Source organism: Prochlorococcus sp. MIT2309, from assembly GCF_059772305.1.
On record NZ_CM186282.1, the window covers coordinates 792,314 to 815,167 of the forward strand.

Here is a 22,854-nt window from a genome sequence, read left to right on the forward strand (position 1 = left end):
CAAGAGAAATTTGCAAAGTTTTAAAGTGCTGTAGCGAATGAATCTCCCCAGGCAGGTTCAGGAGCAGGAGGGGAATCCTTTACTAATTGATCATTATCTTTACTTACCACTGTTGATGGAGAAGCTTCTTCTTGGAATGAATTCGTGACGTTTACACAACTTGGAGCAAATAGAAAGATACTCTCTCCAACTCTCTCCTGGTGACCGTCAATAGCAAAAGTACCGCCAGCAACAAAATCAACCGCTCTTTGCGCTTGATCAGGTTCCATCATCGTCAAATTAAGTATCACAGTTTTCCGCTCACGTATGGCTTGAATAGCCTTTGGCATTTCGTCAAAACTTCTCGGCTCCATTAGATTTACTTCTGAACTAGTTGAAGAAATTCCAGGCATACCAATTACATTTGAGGATACTGAGTTATCACTTGAAGCGAAAGGATTTGATTGTGCAAGAGAAGCCATATTCCCAGGGACATCTCTTGATCTTGTCCCTGAGTCAAACTCATCTCCTGTTTCGTAATCAAGCTCATCAAAATCGCTATCAAGATAGTCGTCACCAGCAACGACAGCACGAAGACGGGAAATAAGCGACACCGGTTAATCCTCTCGGGATAAATGTGAACTTGTTGGTTTAAAACCAACAATAGGAAAGTGATTCAAAAAAAATGGTTCCTGATACTTAAATAACGTTCCTTAATGCTTGGGGCAAGGCCTTTAATTACTTTTTTTTAATATCTATGATAAAAACAATTTATTTCTATCGATTTCCGAACAATAAAGATCCTAGTCTGATCCAGGTTGAACCAGCTGAGACGGCCTGCTGCCAATCATTTGTCATTCCCATAGAGCAATCTTGTAATTTCAAACTATCTGCAAGATTTCTACATTCTTTAAATAGAATTTTTCTTTCATCCAAACAAAGTTCAATTGGAGAAATTGTCATTAAACCAATAATATTAACGTTAGGTAGATCTGTAAATTTTTTCCAATCAGTCTGAAGATCGTCAGGATGAAAGCCACCTTTAGAATCATCTAAACGAAATTTCACCTGCAACATAATTTTCGGGATTTTTTTTTCTTCCCCGGAAATTCTAGAGATTCTCTCTGCCAATGATAATGAGTCAACAGAATGAATAAATTCAAAAGATTTTATAACTGCTCTAGCTTTATTTGATTGTAAGCGACCGATAAAATGCCATCTAATGGATTTCATTGATGAGAGGGTATCAATTTTTGGTAAAGCTTCTTGCAATCGACTTTCTCCAAAGTGAACTTGCCCCTGTTCAACAAGACCTCTTATTGAACAGGTCTCCTGTCCTTTACTTACTGCAAGTAAATTGACTTTTGGCGGTAAATCTTTTTTAAATTCTTTAAGTGAGAAGGTCAAAACGAGGCTCTTAAATGAAGGTTTGTCTAAAAAGTTCTTGCCATCTCCCGAGCTCACTTGAGCCATCCCTTCTACACCTGCTTAGATTTAACTCTGCATGATGTCTCGCGTCCATATAAGGAATAATTTCGAATTGGGCTCCTCTGGGTTGAAGCGTGACCAAAAAAAACATTTTTTGAGCATATAAAGTTGCATATACATCTCTACCTTGACCCGCTGGAGAAACAAGATAAAGCATTCCAAATGTTGGGTGATTCAGATAACGCTCAGCGTTCAACTTCTAAAATTGCATATTTAAAACCTTACATCTTTAGTGTAAAAAACTCTAACTAATGTGTGATTTAAATTAACCATCAAGACGAAACCTGCACAGAAAAGCAATCACTAAAAGTAAAAGGGAGCATAAATTTATGAACGATGCCCTTAAAACAGAGTGACTGGGTTTTAAATAGCCTATCGGGAGATATTCCCCATTGCGTGCAAGAAGTGCATCAGCACCTTGCTGTGATCTCAAAAGAATATTAGTAAGCAGCCTCTCGCAAACCGATATTATGAGATGAAATGATCTTTTAAACCCCAATTGTTTAAAACTGATCGACCGTGTTGAGAGAGAGCGAATGAGATTCTGAATTTCCTCTTGAACTAAGGGTATGAAGCGTAAAGCTAGAAGCAATTGAAAACTAATTCTCCGCATAGGCAATCCCACAGCACTAAGTGGAGAAAAGAACCAAGAAAGAGCCCAAACGAGATCCTCTGGTGGAGATGTCAAGAGCATTAAATTAACACTATGAACAACAGTAAAAATTAATGTTGAACTTTTTAATCCCAATTCAGCAGAACGTCTATCTATTAAAAGAGGACCTAATGAAAGGTTCCCAAATTTGATTGAAGGGGTTTTATAAAGTATCCAAGAAGGTTCGCTTTCAAGCGAGATTGATAATTCTTGAGGATCACGAATTTCAAGATCAGCAGACAGCTCACCAGTGGGCAACATCATCGAGAAAAACCCTACTATGGATGCTAGAAGAATTAAAAAACTCAGTGATCGCCACCATACTCTAATCGCAATGCCACTACAAAAAGTTAGGGCAAATAAAATAACGACCAAAGCTACTCTCCATTGATATGAAGCAAGAACTGGTGTTAGAAGAAAAAATAAGACCCAAAAAATCTTAAGTCGTGGATCAATAAACCTAAGCCAGCCACTTTCACCTGAAACATATTGCCCTATGGGGATTTTTCTTAGCCAATCCATATTTTATGTGCTAGAGAATTGACTATTTTTAGTCATTTCCCGCTCTAAATCTCTTTTTTGCTTACCTCTCCAAAATAATTTAATAGGAGTCCCTTGAAAACCTAATCCCTCCCTGATTTGTCTTTCTACATATCTTCTATAAGTTTCTCCAAATAATTTGGGATCATTCACAAACAAAGTGAAGCTAGGAGGGCTTACGGCCACTTGAGTTCCATAGTACAAACGACCTTGACGTCCACCTCTACTTGTAGGTGGACTTCTCCAGGATATCGCCTCTTCAAGCACCTCATTAACAACAGACGTACTCACTCGTCTACGGTGTTCCTCAACTGCTAAAGCCGCCAAGGAGAATATACTTTCTATTCTTTGTCCTGTTAGTGCAGATACAAAAACTACGGAGGCCCACTCCAAAAAATAAAGTTTTGAACGAATCTCTTTTTCAACAACTGGCATTGTATGACTATCCTTTTCAACCGCGTCCCATTTATTAATTACCAAAACACATGCTCTACCATCTTTTTCAATTTTTCCAGCCAAACGTTGATCTTGCTCAGTTACCCCATCTAATGCATCAATAACTAAAACGCAAATATCACTTCTCTCTATAGCCTTTAGGCTTCTATTTATGCCAAAAAATTCAGGGCCATAATTAACACTTCTTCTTCGACGTATACCAGCAGTATCAATTATTTTCCAGGACTTTTCATTTTTAACTATTAGTGCATCTACAGAATCTCTAGTAGTTCCACGTATAGGGCTGACAATTGCCCTGGGTTGACCACATATGCAATTAAGGATGCTTGATTTGCCAACATTTGGTCGTCCAACAATCGCTATCTCAATAGGATCATCCTCAATATCTTCGCATTGCTTCGGAGGTAGATTTGATATCACTTTGTCAAGTAAATCACCTGTACCAACACCATGAATGGCCGAGATGGGGAATGGTTCACCAAGCCCCAACTTCCAGAACTCCGCAGCCATAGCCGTTCCTTGTTCTGGTGATTCGCACTTATTTACAGCTAGAAGAACCCTACACGGGTGCATCCTTAACCACTCAGCAATAGATTCATCAGCAACCGTAATACCTTGCTGACCATCAACAATAACTATCGCAACTGACGCCTCGGATAAGGCAAGATAAGTCTGCTCACGGATTTCAGGCAAAAACTCACTATCATCATCAAAAACAAGTCCGCCCGTATCAACAACCTTGAATTCTCTATCTTCCCAAAAGCCATCTTGGTAGTTTCTATCTCTCGTCACTCCAGGCAAATCATCAACAATCGCTTCACGGCTGCGACATAGACGATTAACTAAAGTCGACTTTCCCACATTTGGTCGACCGATTATGGCAACAACAGGACGAGGCAATTGATAATTACTGGATAAGTTTATTTATAGTTTATAGACCAATTGGGCTAATCATTCTTCATACTGGTCTATAAATTGAGTTGGTTGGAACAATGCTTAAAACAAATTCGCGGCCATTTTCCAGGGGAGAGAGCAAAAAAAAAGCAAATCTTGCTTCTAACATCCCTTGGCTTCACTTGATTCTAGTTTTTATTGCAATTTGCCAGATACCCACCGCAATATTATCAACTCTAGAAATAGTTTGCTTATCAAAATCCTCAATTACATCACCTCAAGTAAGTACTTGCATAAAGTTTTAACTAATTTCTACCAAAGATGGACAATTTAGACATAGATCACATAAAACTTGAGGGAAATGGAAAAAAGAGAATTCTTAAAAGTATTGTTTTGCAATCGCCATTAGCGGGTGTTAGTGATCAAATCTTCAGAAAACTCGTCAGGAGATGGGCCCCTGAAGCTTTACTTTTCACTGAGATGGTCAACGCCAAAAGTCTTGGGCTTGGATACGGAAAAATTAAAGTTTTTGAGTTAATTGAAGAGCAGGGACCTATTGGCGTTCAACTATTTGATTCCAGGCTTGACACACTTGTAGAGGCAGCGAAGCAAGCTGAGGATGCAGGTGCCTTTTTGGTAGATATAAATATGGGATGTCCGGTAAAAAAAATCGCAAAAAAAGGCGGTGGAAGTGCTTTACTTAAAAATATTGATTTGGCTTGTGAAATTGTTAATGCAGTAGCAAATTCCATAAAAATTCCCGTGACCGTTAAAACTCGTCTGGGCTGGTGCGACAAAACATCTAACCCTGTTTCTCTTGGATACAGTCTTCAAGAGGCTGGAGCTCAAATGTTAACTGTGCATGGAAGAACTAGGAAACAAGCATTTTCAGGGAAAGCTAATTGGGATGCAATATTTGACATCAAAAAAAAACTCACCATTCCAGTAATCGCCAATGGAGATATAAATACTCCTGGAGATGCAGAAAAATGTCTTAAAATCACACAAGCCAATGGAGTGATGATTGGTAGAGGGAGTATGGGTGCACCTTGGTTAGTTGGTCAAATCGATGCACATTTAAAAGGTGACTTTTCTTTCAAGGTACCAAGCCCAAAAGAAAAACTTACTATTGCACTTGAACAACTCAATGATCTTTTATCAGCTAAAGGAGAGCATGGTCTTTTAGTTGCCCGTAAACATTTAAATTTAACTTGTACAGGTTTTGAGGGATCAAAAGAATTCAGAAGAAAGCTTCTTAATACACAAACCCCATCAAAAGCTATTTCTATCTTGGAAGAAAAAATTAATTCAATCAATTAGTAAGTTCAGATATGTCTATCGGCATAACATCTGGCCAACTTTGCCGAATAATCAACATTGAAAAATAAGATAGATTTTCGTTTTGAAAGTTAATGGCTTTTTCAACTCTCTGATCATCAAACCCAAGGCGCTCAGCTAAAAAAGTTTTATCAAGTAATTTTAATTCTTTCAACAAGGTTCTTACCCAACTCCATTTTTTGCCCAATTTTAAAAGTATTACTACTCTTTTTTGTTTATTAGCTTCAATCAATAATGATTGTAATTTCTTAGAATTATCTGGTGTAGGAAGAATTAAAAGCTCCTCTTTTTGCATACAAAGTGGCATTTGAAAAATTGCAGCCGCAGCAGAGAAAGAATTAACTCCTGGAATAACTTCAATTGGCAATTCAGGAAGTTTTGATTTTATTGCAATTAAAAGGTAGGAAGCAGTAGAGAATAGGGAGGAATCCCCCAAAGATAAGAAAACAACTTTTTGGCCATTATTAATTTCAAACAATATCTTCTTCGAAGCATTTTCCCAAGCAATTTTTCGTTCTTTAGCATCATCAACCATAGGGAATAGAAGAGGTAATTGATTCTTTTTTGAAATCCAAAAAGAGACCACTTTTGCGGCGTTACTTTCCTCATCAAGTTTTGAAACTGGAAATGCTACTAAAGTTGATTTATCAATTGCTTCAACAGCGGCCAATGTCAATAAGGATTTATCACCAGGCCCTACTCCGATAATTGTTAAAGAAGAGGATTGACCCATAAGAGATTGAAAATTTTCTGAAGTCACAAAAATTGTTGCAAGTTTTGATTTATTAACTGTGCATCCTTGGATGTGGATGCAACTCCAGAAGAATCTCAGCCTCTTTAACAGAGAGTTCCTTCCATCTCGAAATAATTTCTTCTCTACTAAATTTCAATTCAGATAAGTTCCAATACGTCGAGAAATGCCTGGCTTCGCTTTTTAGCAGTTCAGCAAATAAAATTCTCATATCTCTGTCAGGGCAATTTAAAGCAAGAAGAGACATTCGTTCATGACTTCTTGCCTCAATAAGACCAGAAATCAAAAAACTATCAAGCATTCTTTGTGGTTCTTGTTTTCTTATCAATTTTGAAAGAAGTGCTCCATATGGTGGAGCAGGTAACTTGATCAGGACATGTCCCTTTTTCTTTATTAATTCAAGAACTCTCTCAAAATGCTCTAATTCTTCTCTTGCTATCGGGCTAAGAGCTTCGGACAGGCCTGGCTCATCGACATACCTAAACATTAATTGAATTGCAGCACCAGCAGCTTTTCTTTCGCAATGAGCATGATCAATCAATATTTCAAAAGGGTTATCAATGGCAAGTTTCAACCACTTCTCGCTTGAAGAACTTGCTAACCATTTAATTTTAAATTTTGGCTCTTGAAAAGTTGAATTAATCACTGTCAATGATTAGGTTGATCCCTTAAATATGAGATAATTCCGGTCAAAGCAAGAAAATAACTCATTGCGCCAAAACCCGAGATTATTCCGAGAGCATTATCTGCTATGTAAGAATTATGTCTGAATTTTTCCCTCGAATAAATATTACTTAAATGAATTTCAATATATGGTATTCCAACAGTTAAAAGTGCATCTCTTAATGCTATGGAGGTATGAGTATATGCCCCAGCATTAATAAGAATTCCATTCACTTCATTCATTGATTTTTGAATGACATCTACAATCTCACCCTCAGAATTACTTTGAAATGTATCTAATTTGAAATTTTCGTTCTCAGCTTTTTTTTTCAGCTCAAGTTCGATCGTTTTCAGGTTTGATGATCCATAAATAGATGGCTCTCTAACACCAAGAAAATTTAAGTTTGGTCCGTTTATCAAAAGTAATTTCACATCAATAAACTGCCAGTCTCATCTAAAGGTTATCCCTCTGAACAAAAAAAGCACATAATTTTCGTCTTTTTTACCCCTGAGCTGATAATCTCACATGGTGGAATTCCTGGGTCGGTGCCCGAGTGGTTAAAGGGGGCGGACTGTAAATCCGCTGGCTATGCCTACGTTGGTTCAAATCCAACCCGGCCCACCTTCCACAAGCCCTTGTAGCTCAGCGGTAGAGCACTCCCTTGGTAAGGGAGAGGTCTCGGGTTCAAGTCCCGACGAGGGCACTGTCCTCAACCTCTTCCAAGAGAAAGCCTCTCAGTCACCAGAGCTTGTTTATATCTAAAAGTGGACGTCCACTTTTGAGTCCACTTTTGCTCTTCTGATCATTCTTGCTTGATGCATCTGACCTGATGCAATTCAAGAAATGGTAACCATTAGAAGTAGCGGCAAAAGCTGGCAAGCATTAATTAGAAAGAGGCAATATCAAGGACCAAAAGCCAAAACATTTAGCTCAAAAACCCAAGCTTTCTAATGGGCAAATGCTGTTGAAGGTTCTCTCAAAAGACCAGCCCAATTAGATCAACCGCACAGCAAATTCTCAAAGAGGCAATTGATCTGTTTATTGATGGACCACTGCAAGAGCACCGCAGTTGTCACCACGAACAATATTCCTTAACGGCAATGGCTAACAGTTGAATCGGGGTAGTTCAGCTCAGTGAACTTTCCATTTGCCATTTTGCTCTTTGGAGAGATGAACGCCTACTCAAAGTGAAGCACAATACAATTATGAGAGAACTCAGGATCTAGAGAGTTCTGCTGGATTGGTCTAAAGACGAACTTGGCGGCCTGCTCCAATCCAACCCAGCGCGAGATCTAAAAGTTCGGGGCACCAATGACGCCAGAATTCCTCACCTCACGAAGAGACAAGAACAAGATTTACTTAAACAATTAGCTCAAGCCAAAAACCCTAATCATCTGCGTTTAACGCAGCTTGCTCTAGCTACTGGAATGCGCCGCTCTGAACTGCTGTCAATAACATGGAATGATCTAGATCTAGACCGAAAACTTGTTTGCCTCACAAGAAAAGATTGTGCCTTTACACAAGGAAATCTTTAAAAAGAAAATAATACTGATGGTAAAAATAAAAGCTTATTCCCAGTCATAGCAAGTAAGAGGCAAATCTAAAATAATTTCTAGTGCATTAGATATTTTTAATAGCCAATACAATCGCCAAAAAATTGCTTAAAAGACTCTGACGTGGTCATTAGACCTTCAACAATAGATTGCAATATTCAATGAATAGGATAACCTCGATTAAAACTAGCCCTCAGAAATACTAAGGACCTTGTAAATATTTTGTGCTTATAAGAAAAAGAGAAAGATACCTAACCAATAAATTCTAAATTTCGAATCTATTTCAATTGCTATGCCTACATAAAAATCCGGTAGAGAATCTGTCTAAATTGAATGTTTCGACAAAAAAAACAAAATAAAGTGGCCCTAGATAATTTTCTGATCTTTGCAAAAACCAATCTCCAAAAAAAGAAAATTTATTTACTTCCTATCCTTAATTGGTTTTTTTACGCCAATCTCTGCAAATTCATCACAAACAGAGGAAAATTCATTAGTGGATGGTATTTCTTATGATTTGAAAAAAAAAGAAGAGATTTCATTCCCCAAAAACTATGAAAGCAGCAAACCTGCATTTTGTTTTGTAGAGAAAAACTCCATCCAATCAGAGTGCAATGACTCCTATGAAAGTTATTCAACTACAAGTACTCTTGAGAATTACATACAAAAAGCAGCACTCTATTCAAAGAAGTTTTTCCCAATGCTCAATGATGGAGCCAGCTCAGGGCAATTTTCAGAGATACTGGTAAATGATGGGGCAAGCTTATTAGTTGATGCTGGAAATGATTTTTCAAATTCAGTTATTAACAAAAACATACAAAAAGTTCCTTTCTTCGCCCAAACAAGTCTTTCACTTCAAGCAAGAAATAAATCTGAAACAAGTTTTTCACTTGATAGCCTTCTTCGACTTAAAGACTTTTCTACAGATAACCAAGGTGACTTGAAAACACTGCTATTTTCTCAGGCAAAATTAAATGCAAGTAGTAGTTCTGACGGAGCAACCTCGAATTTAGGACTTGGCATAAGACATAGACCAAATGACTACTCACTTATAGGAGCAAATGCATTTTGGGACTACAGAATGACAGATTACAGCTCCTCACACAGTCGACTTGGATTAGGCGGGGAATATTTTCGGAATGGAATCGAATTAAGAAATAATTGGTACATGGCCATTACTAATGAAAAGACAGTTTCGATTGGTGGGACCGAGTACAAAGAGAGGGTTGTGCCTGGTTGGGATGTTGAGATTGGATATCGTTTCCCAAAGAAACCAGAATTGGCTGTTTTTGCTAGGGGATTTAACTGGGATTATGTGCAAACACAAGATAACAGTGGTATTGAGGGATCAATAAACTGGCAAGTGTCACCTCATGTAAATATTGAAACTTGGATTTCTAATGAATTTTCAGCATCAAAAACAGTTTCTAACACTGCCCTCCCGAAGACTGATGAAACATTTTTTGGAATAAGGTTCAAACTAACTGGACGTCCCGTAAAATTCAAAAAAAATAATATCAAGAATAATCTACTAACACAGATGACTCAACCGGTTAGAAGAAAGTATGAGGTATTAATTGAAAGGTCAACAGGCGCATTTACAAATCGTGCTAAAGGATCTTAAAAATCAATTTTTCAACACCTTTATTTAAGAAAACCCTTTAAAACCATGAAAACTAATTTTTTTAAAACTTCAGCTACTTTGAGTATTGCTTTATCTACTTTAACCTTGTTTTCAGAAGACAAAGCAAAAGCGCAAGCTTGCTCAACGCTTTTTGGAGATAATCCAACAAGCATCAACGCCAGTTGTTACATAACTCCTGCTACCTACAAAATAACTGTATTTGAGATGGGGTTATGCACTTCAGATCCCTTGGCTGGTACTTCTTTAAATGCAGATGATGATGTGGTTACTGACAACACAATAGATGAATCAACTTGTACTCCAACATTCAAATCTACTGATGGGAGCGAGGTGAATTTAGCTGGAGGTGCCACTGCATCTCTGACTGGAACAAACATCAGACCGCCTACAGGTACTTATCCCCACGCCTATATAAAAATTAAAAACACTTTCGGGCTTAAAGGAAATTATCAAATTAATGATGTAACCTACTACTCCGTTGCCTCTGGGGGCACATCGACAGATGAGAGTGCAAACGTTGAGTGGGATGAAGATCTCATGGACTTTGACAATGGTGCTTCATGTGGGGGAAGCCCTGTTCTAGCAGGTTCAGAAACTTTTACGACTGGTGTGACTGGAACAATGAAAGCGGTTGTGGGAAAAGTAAATAGTTCTGGTACTTATGTTGGAGATGCAACTTGTGGAAGTTCAACAAGGCTTTTTGGAAGTTTTGCTCCAACTACCGCAATTACTATTGCTGATTCAACCAAAGGATTACAGGTGACTTTCACAGTTACTAACAGAGGGATGACAGTTATCCCGGATGGTGGTGGTGGAATGTCCGGTTTTGCTGGTGGTCCATTTAGCCCGGCTTTTGAAGTTTATTAATTCAAATTGCTCAAACTAAGACTACTCACTACACCACTCCTTAGAAAAAAATTATCTTACCTCAGCAGTTCAGTTTAGGATTACACATAAAATTAATAAGTAACTTAAGCGATAAATTCGAATCATCTAAACATACCCTGCAAGAATGAATCTGAAAGGCTACTTCAATACGAAAAATTAATTAATCGATGAATTGGTTTGTTTAAAGTCACTGACGATTCGAGCTATATGAAAACTCTTGTTCCAACATGTCAGGAAAAACAAAGGAAGAAATGTATAAAAAAAATGAGGGCATACAATAAGTGAATACATTGAGTAATAATGTAATGACAAAAAGATTATTTATTCATGGCTGACTCTAGTCAAACAATTTGGGAACCTACGACGGAACAAGTTGATAAAATCATTATCCCCGCCATGCAAGAAATAGCAAAAGATTGTGTTGGGCACATAAATAAATTACAATGCCCACCGGAGTATATTGCTTTCTTGCTCAGAGATATTGCAGATGCCTTCGAGAACCCCTCATCTAAAAAAGAAAGTGATTGTGAATGTTGCTAATAAGTTGTTGTTGTATTAATTTTGTGATGACTGATTTATTAGACAAAAGATGTTTTGGCAAGACAATCAATATTTTTCGGTAAAAAATCAATTTTCGTCATTTAGGCAGGTCTCTGGATTTGATTGTGTAATGAATTATTGAAACGTTAATATGGATTGAAAGATGAAACTGGCAAATAACAGAAATTTACCCTAAAGTCACTGAAAAAAGCTGCCTTAGGGAATCACTATTTTGTGAACAAAGCATGTAGACTTCCCTAAATATTTTAAGTCATGGCTCTTTCAGATACTGATCTTAAGACGAGATTTCCAATTAAGGCCAGCTTATTAAATGAAATTGAAACAAAAAAGTTTAATGAATTAATTAATAGCGAGATGGTACAACTTTATAAAGATTATGAAAATACAGAAACAACATTTGAAGATTTTTGTAATCAAACAATATGGCATGAATCAATTGGGATGAAAATATTAGCCAATCGTTTATTGTTAAAGTTAGGGCCAAAGTGGATTGAAGAAAAACTTAAAACCGCAATAAAAAAAATTGATCCCGACAGTCAATATTACCTTCACCCTATTTTCTATTTAAGAATAACATCTCCTGAAATAAGTCATGAACATACTATTTCAAGTGCTTTATTCGATTCACAGCCTCATTATGATAGATCGTTTGGGCTAAAAGCATTTTCTTTTTGGATCGCTTTAGTTGATGTTGCTGAGGATACAGGGGGTTTATGTTTTTTCAATAAACACAAAAATGTTGAAAAATTGTTTCCTAGTCAACAGAGAATAAACAAATATGATTCAACAAATTATCTTAGACATCATGATTTTGTTGATAAGCAAATGTATAGATTTGTTCAACATCCTAAATTATCGAGTGGTCAGGCATATGTCTTTAGTTGGTATGATCTACATGGAGCAACAAAACCTATAGATAAAAAAAGAATTTCTTTTGATATAAGAATTCATGACCAAATGATTTTAAATAAAGAAAACAAACCATTTATATTGTATGCATTCCAAAGATCAATTAATCTCTCTATGCTTCTATCTCTATATCAATATGGCGATGAAGAGTTTTTTATAAAAAACAAATGTCTTCATTATGTATATGAAGTACTAACTAGCATTCAACCAAAAGGAGTAAAATTAGATTCAACTTCAAAAAGATTAAAATGGAGGGAGGAATATTGCTGGGTTGAGAACCAAAATTTTAGAGATCTTTTTGAAAAAGATGATTTTATTAATAAACTAAATTCATTAGAAATTGTGTGAAATCATACTCACTAAAACAACTTATTCGTCGAGTATTCAGAGAACTATTCTCTCCAAGCAGAAAATTTACTTTATCAATATTAAATATATTGCACTGGATTAGAGATATAGTTAGTTCAAAAAAAAAGGATGAGGAAAAATCACCAGTATTAATATGGGACATTAGAGTTTCTACATTGACTTTTGATTTCCTATGGTTAATTTTTAGTGCCTTCTATTATTATAATAAAGAAGGCAGAGATTTCGATATTGTCATTTATATACCCAAGGAATATCAACTAAAAGCAATGACATGGAAATCCTATAATGAAGTTGTAAGTGATACTGACTTATCTTTAAGAGTAAATAATATGATATTGCCTATGGCTAAAGGATTTTCATGTATTAAGAATTTGCATGTAATACATAACAGGGATACTCTTCTTGATATTGTAAGAAATAAGAAAAGGTTAATACCTAAATATTACCATCCAGTATTTTTTTCTCCTCCTGTATTTTGTTATAAGAAAGTCCACTCTATGTTCAAAGATCTGGATAATTTTTATTATCCAGATATAGATTCTAGAAATTTACATCCGACACAATCATATTCATTTTTAATGTCTACAGTAAATTCATACATAACCTTAACTTTACGAGATTATGGCTTTGCGCCTGAAAGAAATACCAAACAATCTGACATTGTAAAAGCTTTTGAGTTTTCTAAATTACTTAATTGTAAATTAATTATCGTACCTGATGATCTCACAAAGCTGAATTACTATACTTTTAATGAAGATATTATAATCAATATTGAAGCGAGAAAAAATATTGAGAATAGATTTATTTTATATTCAAATAGTTTGGTTAATTTAGTTCAACCATCTGGCCCTGCGGGAGCGTCCTTTTTCACTAAAGGCTCAAAAAGCATTGTAATAAACTTTGCAAAAGGTTCTTTTGATGATAATCCCAAGCACTATAAGAAATCCTATAATTTCTCAATTGGGGATCAACCCTATATATCATTTGATGCTTATGTTCTATGGGATCAAGTTTACCCTAACTACTCTAAGGAAGATCTATACGAAGCTTATAATAAACTCCTAGCAAGAAAAACAAGTCAATAAAAAAATGAAAAGAAACTCGCAGTTATTAATAAGAATGGGAAATATTATTAATGTTCTTTAAAAATTTTAGAAAAATATTATAATTTTTAAGCTTGCATCTTTTTAATACTAAATTGTCAAGACTTGATGAAAATACAGAGAGTAATTTATGAAGAAATTGATAAAATATTATTTTAATGCTAATCACTAAAAACTGAACTCTTCACCTTACTTTCAGGCATAAGGGGTCGCAACAAATACATAGGAAGAGCAGTAACAACCGCGAAGGAGATAACAAGAATCAGATCGGTTACGAAATGTCCTAGTCCAAACTCAGAATGAGCAAGAGCAAAAAAATCCATTGCTTGAAAACCTCTTGTGCAACAAAACTATAATCACATAATGTGCTTTTTGATTAGGTTTATCGTAAAAATTGATTCTATGGACATTGAGGCTTTGCTGGCATTTGCGCAGCTAACTCTAAGAACCAAAGCCCTTAAACGAATTTCGCCATTAATGTTAATAATCAGTTAAATCTATCAGAAATGGCATTTCCAGGTTTCCACAAGCTTTTGGCTTGGACAAAAGGTCTTAGGAGCAGTATTGGCAAACTCGCTAACACCCCGAGTGCCGCTAACGCAAAAAAATCAGTTGTGAACCTGCTAACCCCCCACTGGGAAGAGGCAAGAGCAAAGGAGACAAAGCCCATCCTGAAAATATCAACTTCACAGATCCTAATAGGGGTGCGTAGCAAATGATTCAAGTCTTAGTAAAAAATAATCTAACCAGGCATTGCTGTGATCTTTGTTTTCTATTTTTTAAACTATGAATATTTCTTGTGGCACAAGCTATGTGCTAGGTATAGGCTTTTGCGGAATCGCCACTGAAGTTTATATGGGGTGAATCTATTTACATAAATACACTATAAAATTTCCAATAATGATAATATTAGAAAGGATTTATATCAATAAGAAACTTGCAAATCTACATTAAGGATGAAGAATTTATTATTGCAAAAAATGTTCTGGGACTTGCAACCTTAATTAATACAAAACAGTAGGATAAAATCCTTGAGTTATATCAAAAATTATTAAATTTTTAATAAATATTTTTCACAATATCTTCACTGACTTCTCAGCCCAATACCATTTGATTGAAAGCCATTTGAATAACATATAATAAATCAAACTAAGATATATTATCTGACAAAATTCTAATTATTATAGTAAAAATTAAGATCAATATTTTTAATTGTAGTAAAATAAATTTATTCAGCTTAAAAAGCTTTATTTTTTAATTATGTTGATATTAACATAAGGGTGAAAATACAGGTCCAAATGTTGGGCTTTACACAAGTAGATGGCATAGTAAATCAAAAATTCAATCGATAAACTTATCCTCGTTTTTGTGTAATTGATTAACAAAAGAGAATATTCAATCTCAAATAATAAATATTGCGTATATGATAAAATTCTCGAATGATCTTGTTTGCAATATTATGGACTTAGTTAAGCCTAAGATTCGCAATAATTGCCCAGTCTGTGAATCATTTGATATCTCACTAATTAAATCACTGCCTAGCTATCCAATTACAGAGTTATTTTATAAGAAAAATGAGAGTCCCAACTTCAAGCTTCTTGAGGTTGATCAAGAGTTTATTTCATGCTCTAAATGCTCTCATGCATTCCTTAAATCAGTTGTACCACCAGAATATCTTTATGCAGATTCAAACTACAACACAGTCACAACAGAAAGTGGTGGGGCAATACTATCTGTAAAAAATTTCACCAAATTCATATTAGAAAACAATTACGGACAAAATTATACACTTGATATCGGTGGAAATAGTAGTTCTCTATTAGAGGATATCAATGCCCCAGCGGGATGCGTAATTGATCCAAATGCTAAATTAGCTGAAGGTTCAAAATTTGATGTTATCAATTCATTTTTTGAAAAGGTAGACACTAAAGTTTTTGACAACAAAGGCTTAACTATAGTATCCAGTCATACTTTAGAACATATAGAATCACCAATTGGTTTCTTTCAATTCTTAAGATCATTTAATAACTTAGAAAATATATACTTACAATTCCCTTCTTTAGAACTAATGGTAGAATCAAACAGATACGATTTAATTAACAATCAACATCTACATTATTTTACGCTAGGATCAATAAAAAGGCTTTCTGAAAATTTTGGATTTAAGCTTATAAATCATCAATTTGATATTGAACATTATGGAACTCTAAGAGTACACTTGGTCTCCAATGATAAATTAAATAATTCAAAAGATTCTATTTCAAAAACAAAAATCAACTTGGGTTGTATATCAAATAATTTTATTGCTAATAGAATAGATCATTTTACTAAGTCGGCAAACTTCTTAAATGAGATAATTGAAGAAACCAATGAAATTTATTGTTATGGGGCGTCTTTAATGCTCCCAATTTTATTTTGGTATCATCCAGCATTGAAAAAAGCAAAAGGTATATATGATCAAAATGATAAGAAACAGTTCCTTAAATATGCCGATATAAATGTACCAATACTCTATGATGATTCTAGATCTTCATTCAAAGATAGATCTATATGTATTTCAGCGGTCGCTACAAGGATGGCACATAGAAAGATTCTTCAAAAACTTATTGATAGAGAGCCGCGTTATTTATTTTCCCCTTTTATGGTGATTTAAATGGACTTAGGCATAACTAATAAAAGTGCATTAGTCACTGGGGGATGTAATGGAATCGGTGCTCAAATCTCTATTGATTTAATGAAAGAAGGCTGTAACGTTACAGCCACTACAAGAAGTGATAGATCTGCAGAAATCTTTATTAATAAACTTGATGATAATCTTAAAGCAAAATTTAAATACAAAATAGCTGAATTATCATCGCAGAAATCAACGGAGGACTTTTTAAGTAACAATCAATTTGAATATGACATTTTAGTAAATAATGCAGGCCATACACTAAATTTAACCGACCCAAATTGTAGCTATGAACAATGGAATGCAATATTTAATCTAAATTTTTTAAGCGCGGTAAAACTCACTGATCAATGCATTCCTCATATGAATTCAAATCAATGGGGACGTATTGTAAATATCACTTCATGTGCGGGTTTTGAAAATTCTGGTCCAGTAACTTATACATCTTCTAAGGCAGCACTTACCGCATACACCAGAACAAGGGGAAGAATTCTTGCTATCGAGAGTCCTGGTATTGTCATGACAGCTGTTTACCCAGGAGTCATAAAAACAAAAGGTGGGCATTGGGAAAAGGTTTTAACTGAAAACCCCTCTCATGCCGAAAAATATCTTAAAGAAAGATGTCCTCTTGGTCGTTTTGGGGAAACCGAGGAATTCACACCAACAGTAATATTCTTCTGTTCAAATCATGCATCATTTTCACATGGATCAATAATTGGTATAGATGGTGGACAATCAAGACATTTTCTTCATTCAAATTATGAACCATGAAAATTCAAAGAATTAAATTAACAGATGTAATAGCCAACAGCTTAAGTGATAATAATGTCAATACTGTTTTTGGAGTTCAGGGAGGGGCAGTAGTACATATATTTGATTCAATCCATCAAGTTACTGACATAAATGTTTGCTACAACCATCATGAACAAGCTTCTGCTTTGGCTGCAGTTGCAAACTCAAAGGTGAATAATACTCTTGGTGTGTGTGTAGTTACTACAGGACCAGCTACAACAAACTCTCTTACAGGACTTTTGTCTGCATGGCAAGACTCAATTCCAATATTATTTATCTCTGGTCAAACAAGAAAAGAACAAACAAGCTATGGTAAAAAAGTAAGACAAAGAGGCTCACAAGAATGCAACATAATCGATGTAGTTAAACCTTGGACAAAAGCTCAATATCTAATCACAGAAGAATCAGATATTCAGCAAATAATGAAAGAATCCATAGATATATGTATGGAACCCAGAAGAGGACCTGTTTGGATTGATGTACCAGTCAATCTTCAATGGTCTAATGTAGAATTAGAAATTAAAAATAAAAATACAGAAAAAAAGCAAATAAATGATCGTTTTATAAGCAGCGCAAATATTGAAATAGATAAATTAGTCGCCGAAATAAATATTGCTAATAAACCAATTTTTATTCTGGGTAGAAATTATGTCGAGGATAAAACTCTTAACTCATTTCTTGAATATATATCTCAAAATTCATTGCCAATATTGACAACGTGGGGTAGTGCAGGAAAAGTTGGTGGCAAGGCCAATCATGTTGGAATTATTGGGGTAAGTGGCCAACAAGCTGCGAATCTAGCATTGAGGACATCAGATTTAGCTATATTTATTGGTTGCCATTTCTCTGCCACTCAGGCAGGTAATAATTACACCAGTATCTCTGAAAAGCAAAAATTTGTTTATATTAATATTGATCAAAATGAACTTGAGAATCTTTTCATTGAAAATAATTCATCTAAAATAATTATTGATTACGAGCATTTTTTTAAAATATTTGTAACTAAAAAGATTTCCGGTGATTTTACTGACTGGAATAAATTTTGTTCATTTATTTCTGATGATTTAGCACCATTAAAATGTTCCGAAAAATTATCAGAGAAAGGTTTTGCGAACCCTCATCTTTTTTTAGCACACCTATATTCAAAATTAGGGGGTGGGGATAGTGTGATTATTGACGGGGGTGGGTGTGCACTATACGCAGGTTTTCAATGCTTGCCGAAAGATTCAAACCTTGAACTAATATGTAGTACTGCAATTTCCGCAATGGGAACAGGCTTACCAGAGTTGGTTGGAGTATCAGCTAATAGTAATAATAAAAGATTCTTTTGTATTATTGGGGATGGCAGTCTAATGTTCAATTTACAAGAGCTTCAAACACTAATTACAAATTGCAAACCTTCCTTAATTATAGTTATAAATAATAATGGCTATTTAGCAATAAGGCATACACAGGGACAGTTTTTAAAAGGAAGGTTTTACGGTACTTCTAATTTTGCGAATGGATTAGAAATACCATCTATAAAAAAAATAGCTGATGCTTTTAATTTTGAATATCTATCTTTAAAAAGTTCGTCTGACTTTAAAAGTGTTCTTAATAAATGTTTATCGTATAGAAAACATACCATCCTCGAAATATTTGCTTCTCCATCTCATGGTAATTTATTTACAGCTAGTTTTAAAGATAATAAGGATGGAACTTTTAGCCCTAATGATATTCATCTAATGAAACCATTTGATAAATATGAATATGAGAAAGTTGGATTAGAACATAATATTGATTTAAGAAAATGAGATACGCAGATTTTACAGAACATCTAGAAGGGCAAAAAATGTTTCAAATATTGGCGAAAGCAAAGGAATTAGAGACAGCTGGAAATGATGTAATACATTTAGAAATCGGAGATCCAGATTTTAATAGCCCAAAAATAGCGAAGGATGCCTTAAAAAGATGTTTAGATAAAAATATAACTCATTATGTTCAGAGTTCTGGCTTGCCCGAACTAAAAGATGCCTGTATTTCCGCCACAGAAAAATCAAGAGGTTTTTCACCTTCTTATGAACAATTGCTTATTACATCTGGCGCCAATATTCAAATTTATTTAGCTATTTCTTGTTTATTAAACCCTGGAGATGAAATAATACTTTCTGACCCATCTTTTGTAAGTTATACATCAATTATCAAAGCATGTAGGGGAGTTCCTGTCTATATCCCTTTGCAGGAAAAAGATTCATTTAGACTTAATCCAGAAGAAGTAAAGAGAAAAATAAATAATAAAACAAAAGCAATTATTGTTAATTCACCTCATAATCCAACTGGTGCTGTTTTAAATAGAGAAAGGATCCAAGAACTTTATAGACTTTGCGATAAATATGGAATTTATTTAATATCAGATGAAGTATATGGAAGAATGATATTTAATGATTCACAAGCGGGTTTCTACTCAGCATCCCAAATAGACCATTGTCTTAATAGAACTATATTGATTCATTCTTTTAGTAAGACCTTCGCAATGACTGGATGGCGAATAGGAGCGGTAACAGGGCCTAAAGATATAATTAAAAGGATGCAATTACTTTTTGAGACTATTACCTCGTGTGTCCCTCCATTCATTCAATTAGCAGCCGCAGAGGTGTTAAAACATGGTGGGCAAGTTTCCCTTGAAATGATTAATGAGTATCAGCAAAGAAGAGATTTATTGGTAGATGGAATTAATCAAATTGATGATATTAGTTGTATGAAGCCTGAGGGCACTTTCTATGCTTTTGCAAACATAAAAAACTACATTTCATCAAGTGTACAATTCTCTAATAATTTACTTGAAAAGAGAAATGTAGCAACCTGCCCAGGTATTTATTTTGGAACTAAAGGAGAAGGCTATGTAAGATTTTGCTTTGCAACTTCAAAGGAAAATATAACAACAGCATTGGCCAGAATGAAAAAAGGATTTATCTAAATAAAAAGAAAAGTTATTTTATATATAGAAATTTTAATTTAATAAAATACTATAATTATTTCTTTTTTTTAAACAAATTCATCACTGGGAAATGTAAGGAACAGAAGATAATCTTTTGGTATTTTTAATTAATTTAGCTGACGAATAGGGACAACCCAACTATGCTTTAACTGAGCTATTTACCTATGAAGTGACTAAAGAAAAAAGTCTTGAAGAAAAAATTGAACAGTATTGGAATATTGCTCAACTCTGTACTACTAACAAACAAAAGATTATTTTTTTTGATGAAAACCAAGAAGCATTGAACTTTGATCCTGATGCTAATGAGGATGCAAAAAATGAATATTGGGTGCAAAAAGGAATGAGTGACGACGACATTGAAGAATTCGAAGAAAATGCTTTGCTTGGGGACGGCTATCCGAATGATTATAAAGTTTTTGCATTTGATTTTATTTTTACCAAAGGAAAAACTTTTTCTGAAATCACCAATTCATCTCCTCAAGAAATTGTTGCCCTAATTTCCCCAGAAAAACTTCAAGAAAAACTTGATGAATATGGAATTGCCTATGGAGGATCAGAAGCTGAGGACGAAGTAATGCTAATTCTGGAAAAAAGGGCAAAGAAAAAAGGATTAAATGTATCTGAGGATGAGCTTGATAATGCCACAAAAATAGCCATCAGAGAAATGATAGATTGGATTGATGATAACTATGAAGAATAAAATTGCCCAAGACTATAAGTATGATTGATATCAATCAATGTATCCAATTCCTATCATTTTCAAACCTAGATGGGAATTCTATCGTAATAACATCCCGCACCAGGTGCAAACTTATGCTAAAAAGTTAAGTTGAAAAAAAAATAAAATTATTTATATATAAAACTAAAAATTAATATTTGCAATTTAAGAAATTTATAATTTACTGTGATTGGATTTGATTAAGAAACTTACGACTTCTTTCATGCTGCGCACTTGTAAAAAATATATCTGGAGTTGAGGTTTCTATAACTTTTCCTGAATCCATAAATAATATTCTGTCTCCCACCTCTTTGGCAAAACCAATTTCATGAGTAACAACTATCATCGTCATTCCACTCTTAGCCAAGCTTCGAATAGCATCTAAAACTTCGCTCACTCTCTCAGGATCTAGCGCGCTTGTGGGCTCATCAAATAGAAGTAATTCTGGTTTAAGAGCCAAGGATCTTGCAATGGCTACCCTTTGCTGTTCTCCACCACTTAGTTGGTTGGGAAATTTTAAAGCCTGTTTTCCAATACCCATTTTTTCCAGAAGATATCTCGCATATTCCTCCGCCTCGTTACGTTTTTGTTTTTGAACATTAATCGGGGCAAGAGTAATATTTTCTAGTATTGATAAATGGGGAAATAAATTGAATTGCTGGAATACCATTCCTACTCGCTTTCTGATTTCTCGAACATTTCTTTCATCAAAGCCAGGATCAAGTGGGATACCTAAAACTTCAAGTTTTCCTGCATCAAATTTTTCAAGGCCATTAAATGTCCTAATAAGAGTGCTCTTACCAGAACCTGAGGGACCCATAACTACTAAAACTTCTTTTTTATTTACTTTTAGAGAAACATTATCAAGCGCAAGCAAATGATTGGAGAAAGTCTTAATTATGTTTTCAGCTAAAATAACAGCCATAGTAACTAACAAATACTTTTTTTGTAATTTATAGAATTTTCAATATGTCTAGAAAGTAGAGACATTATCGTACAAATACTCCAATAGACTATAGCGATCCAGACATAAACCTCAATATAACGGCCGATATATTGTGGATTTGCCAGTACACTTCTACTTATACCCAATAATTCAACTAGGCCTAAAATTGACATCAAAGACGTGTTTTGAAGAAGTCCCACAATCTGGTTAGTCAATGCTGGTATTGCTACTGCTATTGCCTGGGGGAGCATAATAAGTCTGATAATTTGTCTTTCGCCAAGCCCAAGAGCTTTGGCAGCTTCTATTTGACTATTTGGGATAGATTGCATTCCACCTCGAATGTCTTCAGCTACATAGGCAGATACAAAAAGTGAAAAGGCTATAATTGCCCTAGTAACTCTATTTATTTCAAATCCTTCAGGCAAAAAAAGAGGTATTAGTAATTGTCCGAAGAATAGGATTGCAATTAACGGAACAGCTCTCATTGAATCAATATAGATTTTGCATACAATCCTTACCGCATTTAGTTGACTTTGCCGACCAACGGCAAGGAAAACGCCAAGAGGAAAAGAGAATAAAGAACTTAGCAAAGTTAAGAAAATAGTCAAAGTTAACCCTCCCCAATCATTGCTAGAGACAACGCTTAGCCCAAAACCACCTGAAAGCAAATATATGCCTATTGGAATTGAAATAAACCAAAAATAAGGAATAAATTTCGACTTACTAAATCTTTGCGATTTGAAAAGTGTTCCAAAAGATAATACTAATAATAATGAAAGCCAAAGACCTGGACGCCATATTTCTCGCTCTGGAAAAAGTCCAAAAACAAATAGTCTTAAATTCCTAATAACAACTATCCAATCAGCTTCAAATGCAAACCATTTAAATATCTGTATAAAAATTAAAGTTGCCATAAAAATACAACTTATAGAGATCAAAGAGTCCCTTAAATTATTAAAGGTA

Annotated in this window: 24 protein-coding genes and 2 tRNA genes; 14 read left to right on the top strand and 12 right to left on the bottom strand. The window is 34.7% G+C overall.

The window, feature by feature from the left end; all coding sequences use genetic code 11:
• Positions 1-20: 20 nt before the first annotated feature.
• From AC6EJA_RS04400 to der, 5 genes are all read right to left on the bottom strand, one after another.
• On the bottom strand, positions 21-593 hold the full coding sequence (locus tag AC6EJA_RS04400) for a cell division protein SepF (protein WP_498503410.1): 573 nt from the start codon (positions 591-593) through the stop codon (positions 21-23).
• Positions 594-756: 163 nt separating this feature from the next.
• Positions 757-1,386 carry a YggS family pyridoxal phosphate-dependent enzyme gene (locus AC6EJA_RS04405; RefSeq protein WP_498503411.1) on the bottom strand — a complete coding sequence of 210 codons (630 nt, stop codon included), beginning with the start codon at positions 1,384-1,386 and terminating at the stop codon, positions 757-759.
• A gap of 10 nt (positions 1,387-1,396) precedes the next feature.
• Positions 1,397-1,663, bottom strand: a complete 267-nt coding sequence (locus AC6EJA_RS04410; protein WP_498503412.1) for a PipX family protein — start codon at positions 1,661-1,663, stop codon at positions 1,397-1,399.
• Between the two features lie 69 nt (positions 1,664-1,732).
• The gene (locus tag AC6EJA_RS04415) at positions 1,733-2,641 is read right to left on the bottom strand and encodes an energy-coupling factor transporter transmembrane component T family protein (protein WP_498503413.1); all 909 of its coding nucleotides are present in this window, start codon (positions 2,639-2,641) and stop codon (positions 1,733-1,735) included.
• A 3-nt stretch (positions 2,642-2,644) separates the two neighbouring features.
• A complete protein-coding gene (gene der, locus AC6EJA_RS04420; RefSeq protein ID WP_498503414.1) occupies positions 2,645-4,015 on the bottom strand; it encodes a ribosome biogenesis GTPase Der in 1,371 nt (456 codons plus the stop codon).
• A 315-nt stretch (positions 4,016-4,330) separates the two neighbouring features.
• Between der and dusB the strand changes: the two genes are divergently transcribed.
• A complete protein-coding gene (gene dusB, locus AC6EJA_RS04425; RefSeq protein ID WP_498503415.1) occupies positions 4,331-5,329 on the top strand; it encodes a tRNA dihydrouridine synthase DusB in 999 nt (332 codons plus the stop codon).
• Here dusB and cobI read toward each other — a convergent pair.
• Genes cobI through aroQ form a run of 3 tightly spaced genes read right to left on the bottom strand, consistent with a single transcriptional unit; the run spans position 5,322 to position 7,193 of the window.
• Entirely contained in the window at positions 5,322-6,107 is a 786-nt protein-coding gene (gene cobI / locus AC6EJA_RS04430) for a precorrin-2 C(20)-methyltransferase (protein ID WP_498503416.1), read from the bottom strand. The two genes, dusB and cobI, sit on opposite strands and share 8 nt — an antisense overlap.
• A 25-nt stretch (positions 6,108-6,132) precedes the next feature.
• Positions 6,133-6,750: a MiaE family protein gene (locus AC6EJA_RS04435; protein WP_498503417.1), complete on the bottom strand. Its 618-nt coding sequence runs from the start codon at positions 6,748-6,750 to the stop codon at positions 6,133-6,135.
• Positions 6,747-7,193 carry a type II 3-dehydroquinate dehydratase gene (aroQ, locus tag AC6EJA_RS04440; RefSeq protein ID WP_498503418.1) on the bottom strand — a complete coding sequence of 149 codons (447 nt, stop codon included), beginning with the start codon at positions 7,191-7,193 and terminating at the stop codon, positions 6,747-6,749. Before aroQ ends, AC6EJA_RS04435 begins: the two co-directional genes overlap by 4 nt.
• 108 nt (positions 7,194-7,301) lie before the next feature.
• On the opposite strand from aroQ, the gene AC6EJA_RS04445 reads away from it, so the two are divergent.
• From AC6EJA_RS04445 to AC6EJA_RS04480, 8 genes are all read left to right on the top strand, one after another.
• A tRNA-Tyr gene (locus AC6EJA_RS04445) sits at positions 7,302-7,383 on the top strand.
• 10 nt (positions 7,384-7,393) lie between these two features.
• Positions 7,394-7,465 (top strand) — tRNA-Thr (locus AC6EJA_RS04450).
• Positions 7,466-8,084: 619 nt separating this feature from the next.
• Positions 8,085-8,297, top strand: a complete 213-nt coding sequence (locus AC6EJA_RS04455) for a tyrosine-type recombinase/integrase (protein ID WP_498503546.1) — start codon at positions 8,085-8,087, stop codon at positions 8,295-8,297.
• A 403-nt stretch (positions 8,298-8,700) separates the two neighbouring features.
• Complete coding sequence (locus AC6EJA_RS04460) at positions 8,701-9,936, top strand: inverse autotransporter beta domain-containing protein (RefSeq protein ID WP_498503419.1); 1,236 nt, start codon at positions 8,701-8,703, stop codon at positions 9,934-9,936.
• A gap of 45 nt (positions 9,937-9,981) precedes the next feature.
• Positions 9,982-10,824: a hypothetical protein gene (locus AC6EJA_RS04465; protein ID WP_498503420.1), complete on the top strand. Its 843-nt coding sequence runs from the start codon at positions 9,982-9,984 to the stop codon at positions 10,822-10,824.
• Positions 10,825-11,172: 348 nt separating this feature from the next.
• Positions 11,173-11,385 (top strand): hypothetical protein, encoded by a 213-nt coding sequence (locus tag AC6EJA_RS04470; RefSeq protein ID WP_498503421.1) that lies wholly within the window; start codon positions 11,173-11,175, stop codon positions 11,383-11,385.
• A gap of 273 nt (positions 11,386-11,658) precedes the next feature.
• Positions 11,659-12,663, top strand: coding sequence for a hypothetical protein (locus AC6EJA_RS04475; RefSeq protein ID WP_498503422.1), 1,005 nt, complete (start codon positions 11,659-11,661; stop codon positions 12,661-12,663).
• The gene (locus AC6EJA_RS04480) at positions 12,660-13,769 is read left to right on the top strand and encodes a hypothetical protein (RefSeq protein ID WP_498503423.1); all 1,110 of its coding nucleotides are present in this window, start codon (positions 12,660-12,662) and stop codon (positions 13,767-13,769) included. The genes AC6EJA_RS04475 and AC6EJA_RS04480 overlap by 4 nt, the downstream gene beginning before the upstream one ends.
• A 179-nt stretch (positions 13,770-13,948) precedes the next feature.
• On the opposite strand, the gene AC6EJA_RS04485 is transcribed toward AC6EJA_RS04480, so the two are convergent.
• Entirely contained in the window at positions 13,949-14,110 is a 162-nt protein-coding gene (locus tag AC6EJA_RS04485; protein WP_498503424.1) for a hypothetical protein, read from the bottom strand.
• A 164-nt stretch (positions 14,111-14,274) separates the two neighbouring features.
• Positions 14,275-14,502, bottom strand: a complete 228-nt coding sequence (locus AC6EJA_RS04490) for a hypothetical protein (RefSeq protein ID WP_498503425.1) — start codon at positions 14,500-14,502, stop codon at positions 14,275-14,277.
• A gap of 744 nt (positions 14,503-15,246) precedes the next feature.
• On the opposite strand from AC6EJA_RS04490, the gene AC6EJA_RS04495 reads away from it, so the two are divergent.
• From AC6EJA_RS04495 to AC6EJA_RS04515, 5 genes are all read left to right on the top strand, one after another.
• Positions 15,247-16,440 carry a class I SAM-dependent methyltransferase gene (locus tag AC6EJA_RS04495; protein ID WP_498503426.1) on the top strand — a complete coding sequence of 398 codons (1,194 nt, stop codon included), beginning with the start codon at positions 15,247-15,249 and terminating at the stop codon, positions 16,438-16,440.
• Positions 16,441-17,229, top strand: a complete 789-nt coding sequence (locus tag AC6EJA_RS04500; protein WP_498503427.1) for an SDR family NAD(P)-dependent oxidoreductase — start codon at positions 16,441-16,443, stop codon at positions 17,227-17,229.
• Positions 17,226-19,043: a thiamine pyrophosphate-binding protein gene (locus tag AC6EJA_RS04505; protein ID WP_498503428.1), complete on the top strand. Its 1,818-nt coding sequence runs from the start codon at positions 17,226-17,228 to the stop codon at positions 19,041-19,043. The genes AC6EJA_RS04500 and AC6EJA_RS04505 overlap by 4 nt, the downstream gene beginning before the upstream one ends.
• Positions 19,040-20,206, top strand: coding sequence for a pyridoxal phosphate-dependent aminotransferase (locus AC6EJA_RS04510; RefSeq protein WP_498503429.1), 1,167 nt, complete (start codon positions 19,040-19,042; stop codon positions 20,204-20,206). The genes AC6EJA_RS04505 and AC6EJA_RS04510 overlap by 4 nt, the downstream gene beginning before the upstream one ends.
• Before the next feature lie 190 nt (positions 20,207-20,396).
• A complete protein-coding gene (locus AC6EJA_RS04515; RefSeq protein ID WP_498503430.1) occupies positions 20,397-20,927 on the top strand; it encodes a hypothetical protein in 531 nt (176 codons plus the stop codon).
• Positions 20,928-21,126: 199 nt separating this feature from the next.
• Here AC6EJA_RS04515 and AC6EJA_RS04520 read toward each other — a convergent pair whose 3' ends face one another.
• Together AC6EJA_RS04520 and AC6EJA_RS04525 are read right to left on the bottom strand one after the other, a co-directional pair.
• Positions 21,127-21,870: an amino acid ABC transporter ATP-binding protein gene (locus AC6EJA_RS04520; RefSeq protein ID WP_498503431.1), complete on the bottom strand. Its 744-nt coding sequence runs from the start codon at positions 21,868-21,870 to the stop codon at positions 21,127-21,129.
• A 5-nt stretch (positions 21,871-21,875) separates the two neighbouring features.
• Complete coding sequence (locus AC6EJA_RS04525; RefSeq protein ID WP_498503432.1) at positions 21,876-22,805, bottom strand: amino acid ABC transporter permease; 930 nt, start codon at positions 22,803-22,805, stop codon at positions 21,876-21,878.
• Positions 22,806-22,854 lie beyond the last annotated feature (49 nt).

What these genes read in the sequence shown, in the direction of transcription:
- AC6EJA_RS04505 (WP_498503428.1), top strand. Translation starts at nt 17,226, where the DNA reads ATGAAAATTCAAAGAATTAAATTAACAGATGTAATAGCCAACAGCTTA.
- AC6EJA_RS04525 (WP_498503432.1), bottom strand. Translation starts at nt 22,805, where the DNA reads ATGGCAACTTTAATTTTTATACAGATATTTAAATGGTTTGCATTTGAA.
- AC6EJA_RS04465 (WP_498503420.1), top strand. Translation starts at nt 9,982, where the DNA reads ATGAAAACTAATTTTTTTAAAACTTCAGCTACTTTGAGTATTGCTTTA.
- AC6EJA_RS04495 (WP_498503426.1), top strand. Translation starts at nt 15,247, where the DNA reads ATGGACTTAGTTAAGCCTAAGATTCGCAATAATTGCCCAGTCTGTGAA.
- AC6EJA_RS04500 (WP_498503427.1), top strand. Translation starts at nt 16,441, where the DNA reads ATGGACTTAGGCATAACTAATAAAAGTGCATTAGTCACTGGGGGATGT.
- AC6EJA_RS04510 (WP_498503429.1), top strand. Translation starts at nt 19,040, where the DNA reads ATGAGATACGCAGATTTTACAGAACATCTAGAAGGGCAAAAAATGTTT.
- AC6EJA_RS04475 (WP_498503422.1), top strand. Translation starts at nt 11,659, where the DNA reads ATGGCTCTTTCAGATACTGATCTTAAGACGAGATTTCCAATTAAGGCC.
- AC6EJA_RS04415 (WP_498503413.1), bottom strand. Translation starts at nt 2,641, where the DNA reads ATGGATTGGCTAAGAAAAATCCCCATAGGGCAATATGTTTCAGGTGAA.
- AC6EJA_RS04485 (WP_498503424.1), bottom strand. Translation starts at nt 14,110, where the DNA reads ATGGATTTTTTTGCTCTTGCTCATTCTGAGTTTGGACTAGGACATTTC.
- AC6EJA_RS04520 (WP_498503431.1), bottom strand. Translation starts at nt 21,870, where the DNA reads ATGGCTGTTATTTTAGCTGAAAACATAATTAAGACTTTCTCCAATCAT.
- AC6EJA_RS04470 (WP_498503421.1), top strand. Translation starts at nt 11,173, where the DNA reads ATGGCTGACTCTAGTCAAACAATTTGGGAACCTACGACGGAACAAGTT.
- dusB (WP_498503415.1), top strand. Translation starts at nt 4,331, where the DNA reads ATGGACAATTTAGACATAGATCACATAAAACTTGAGGGAAATGGAAAA.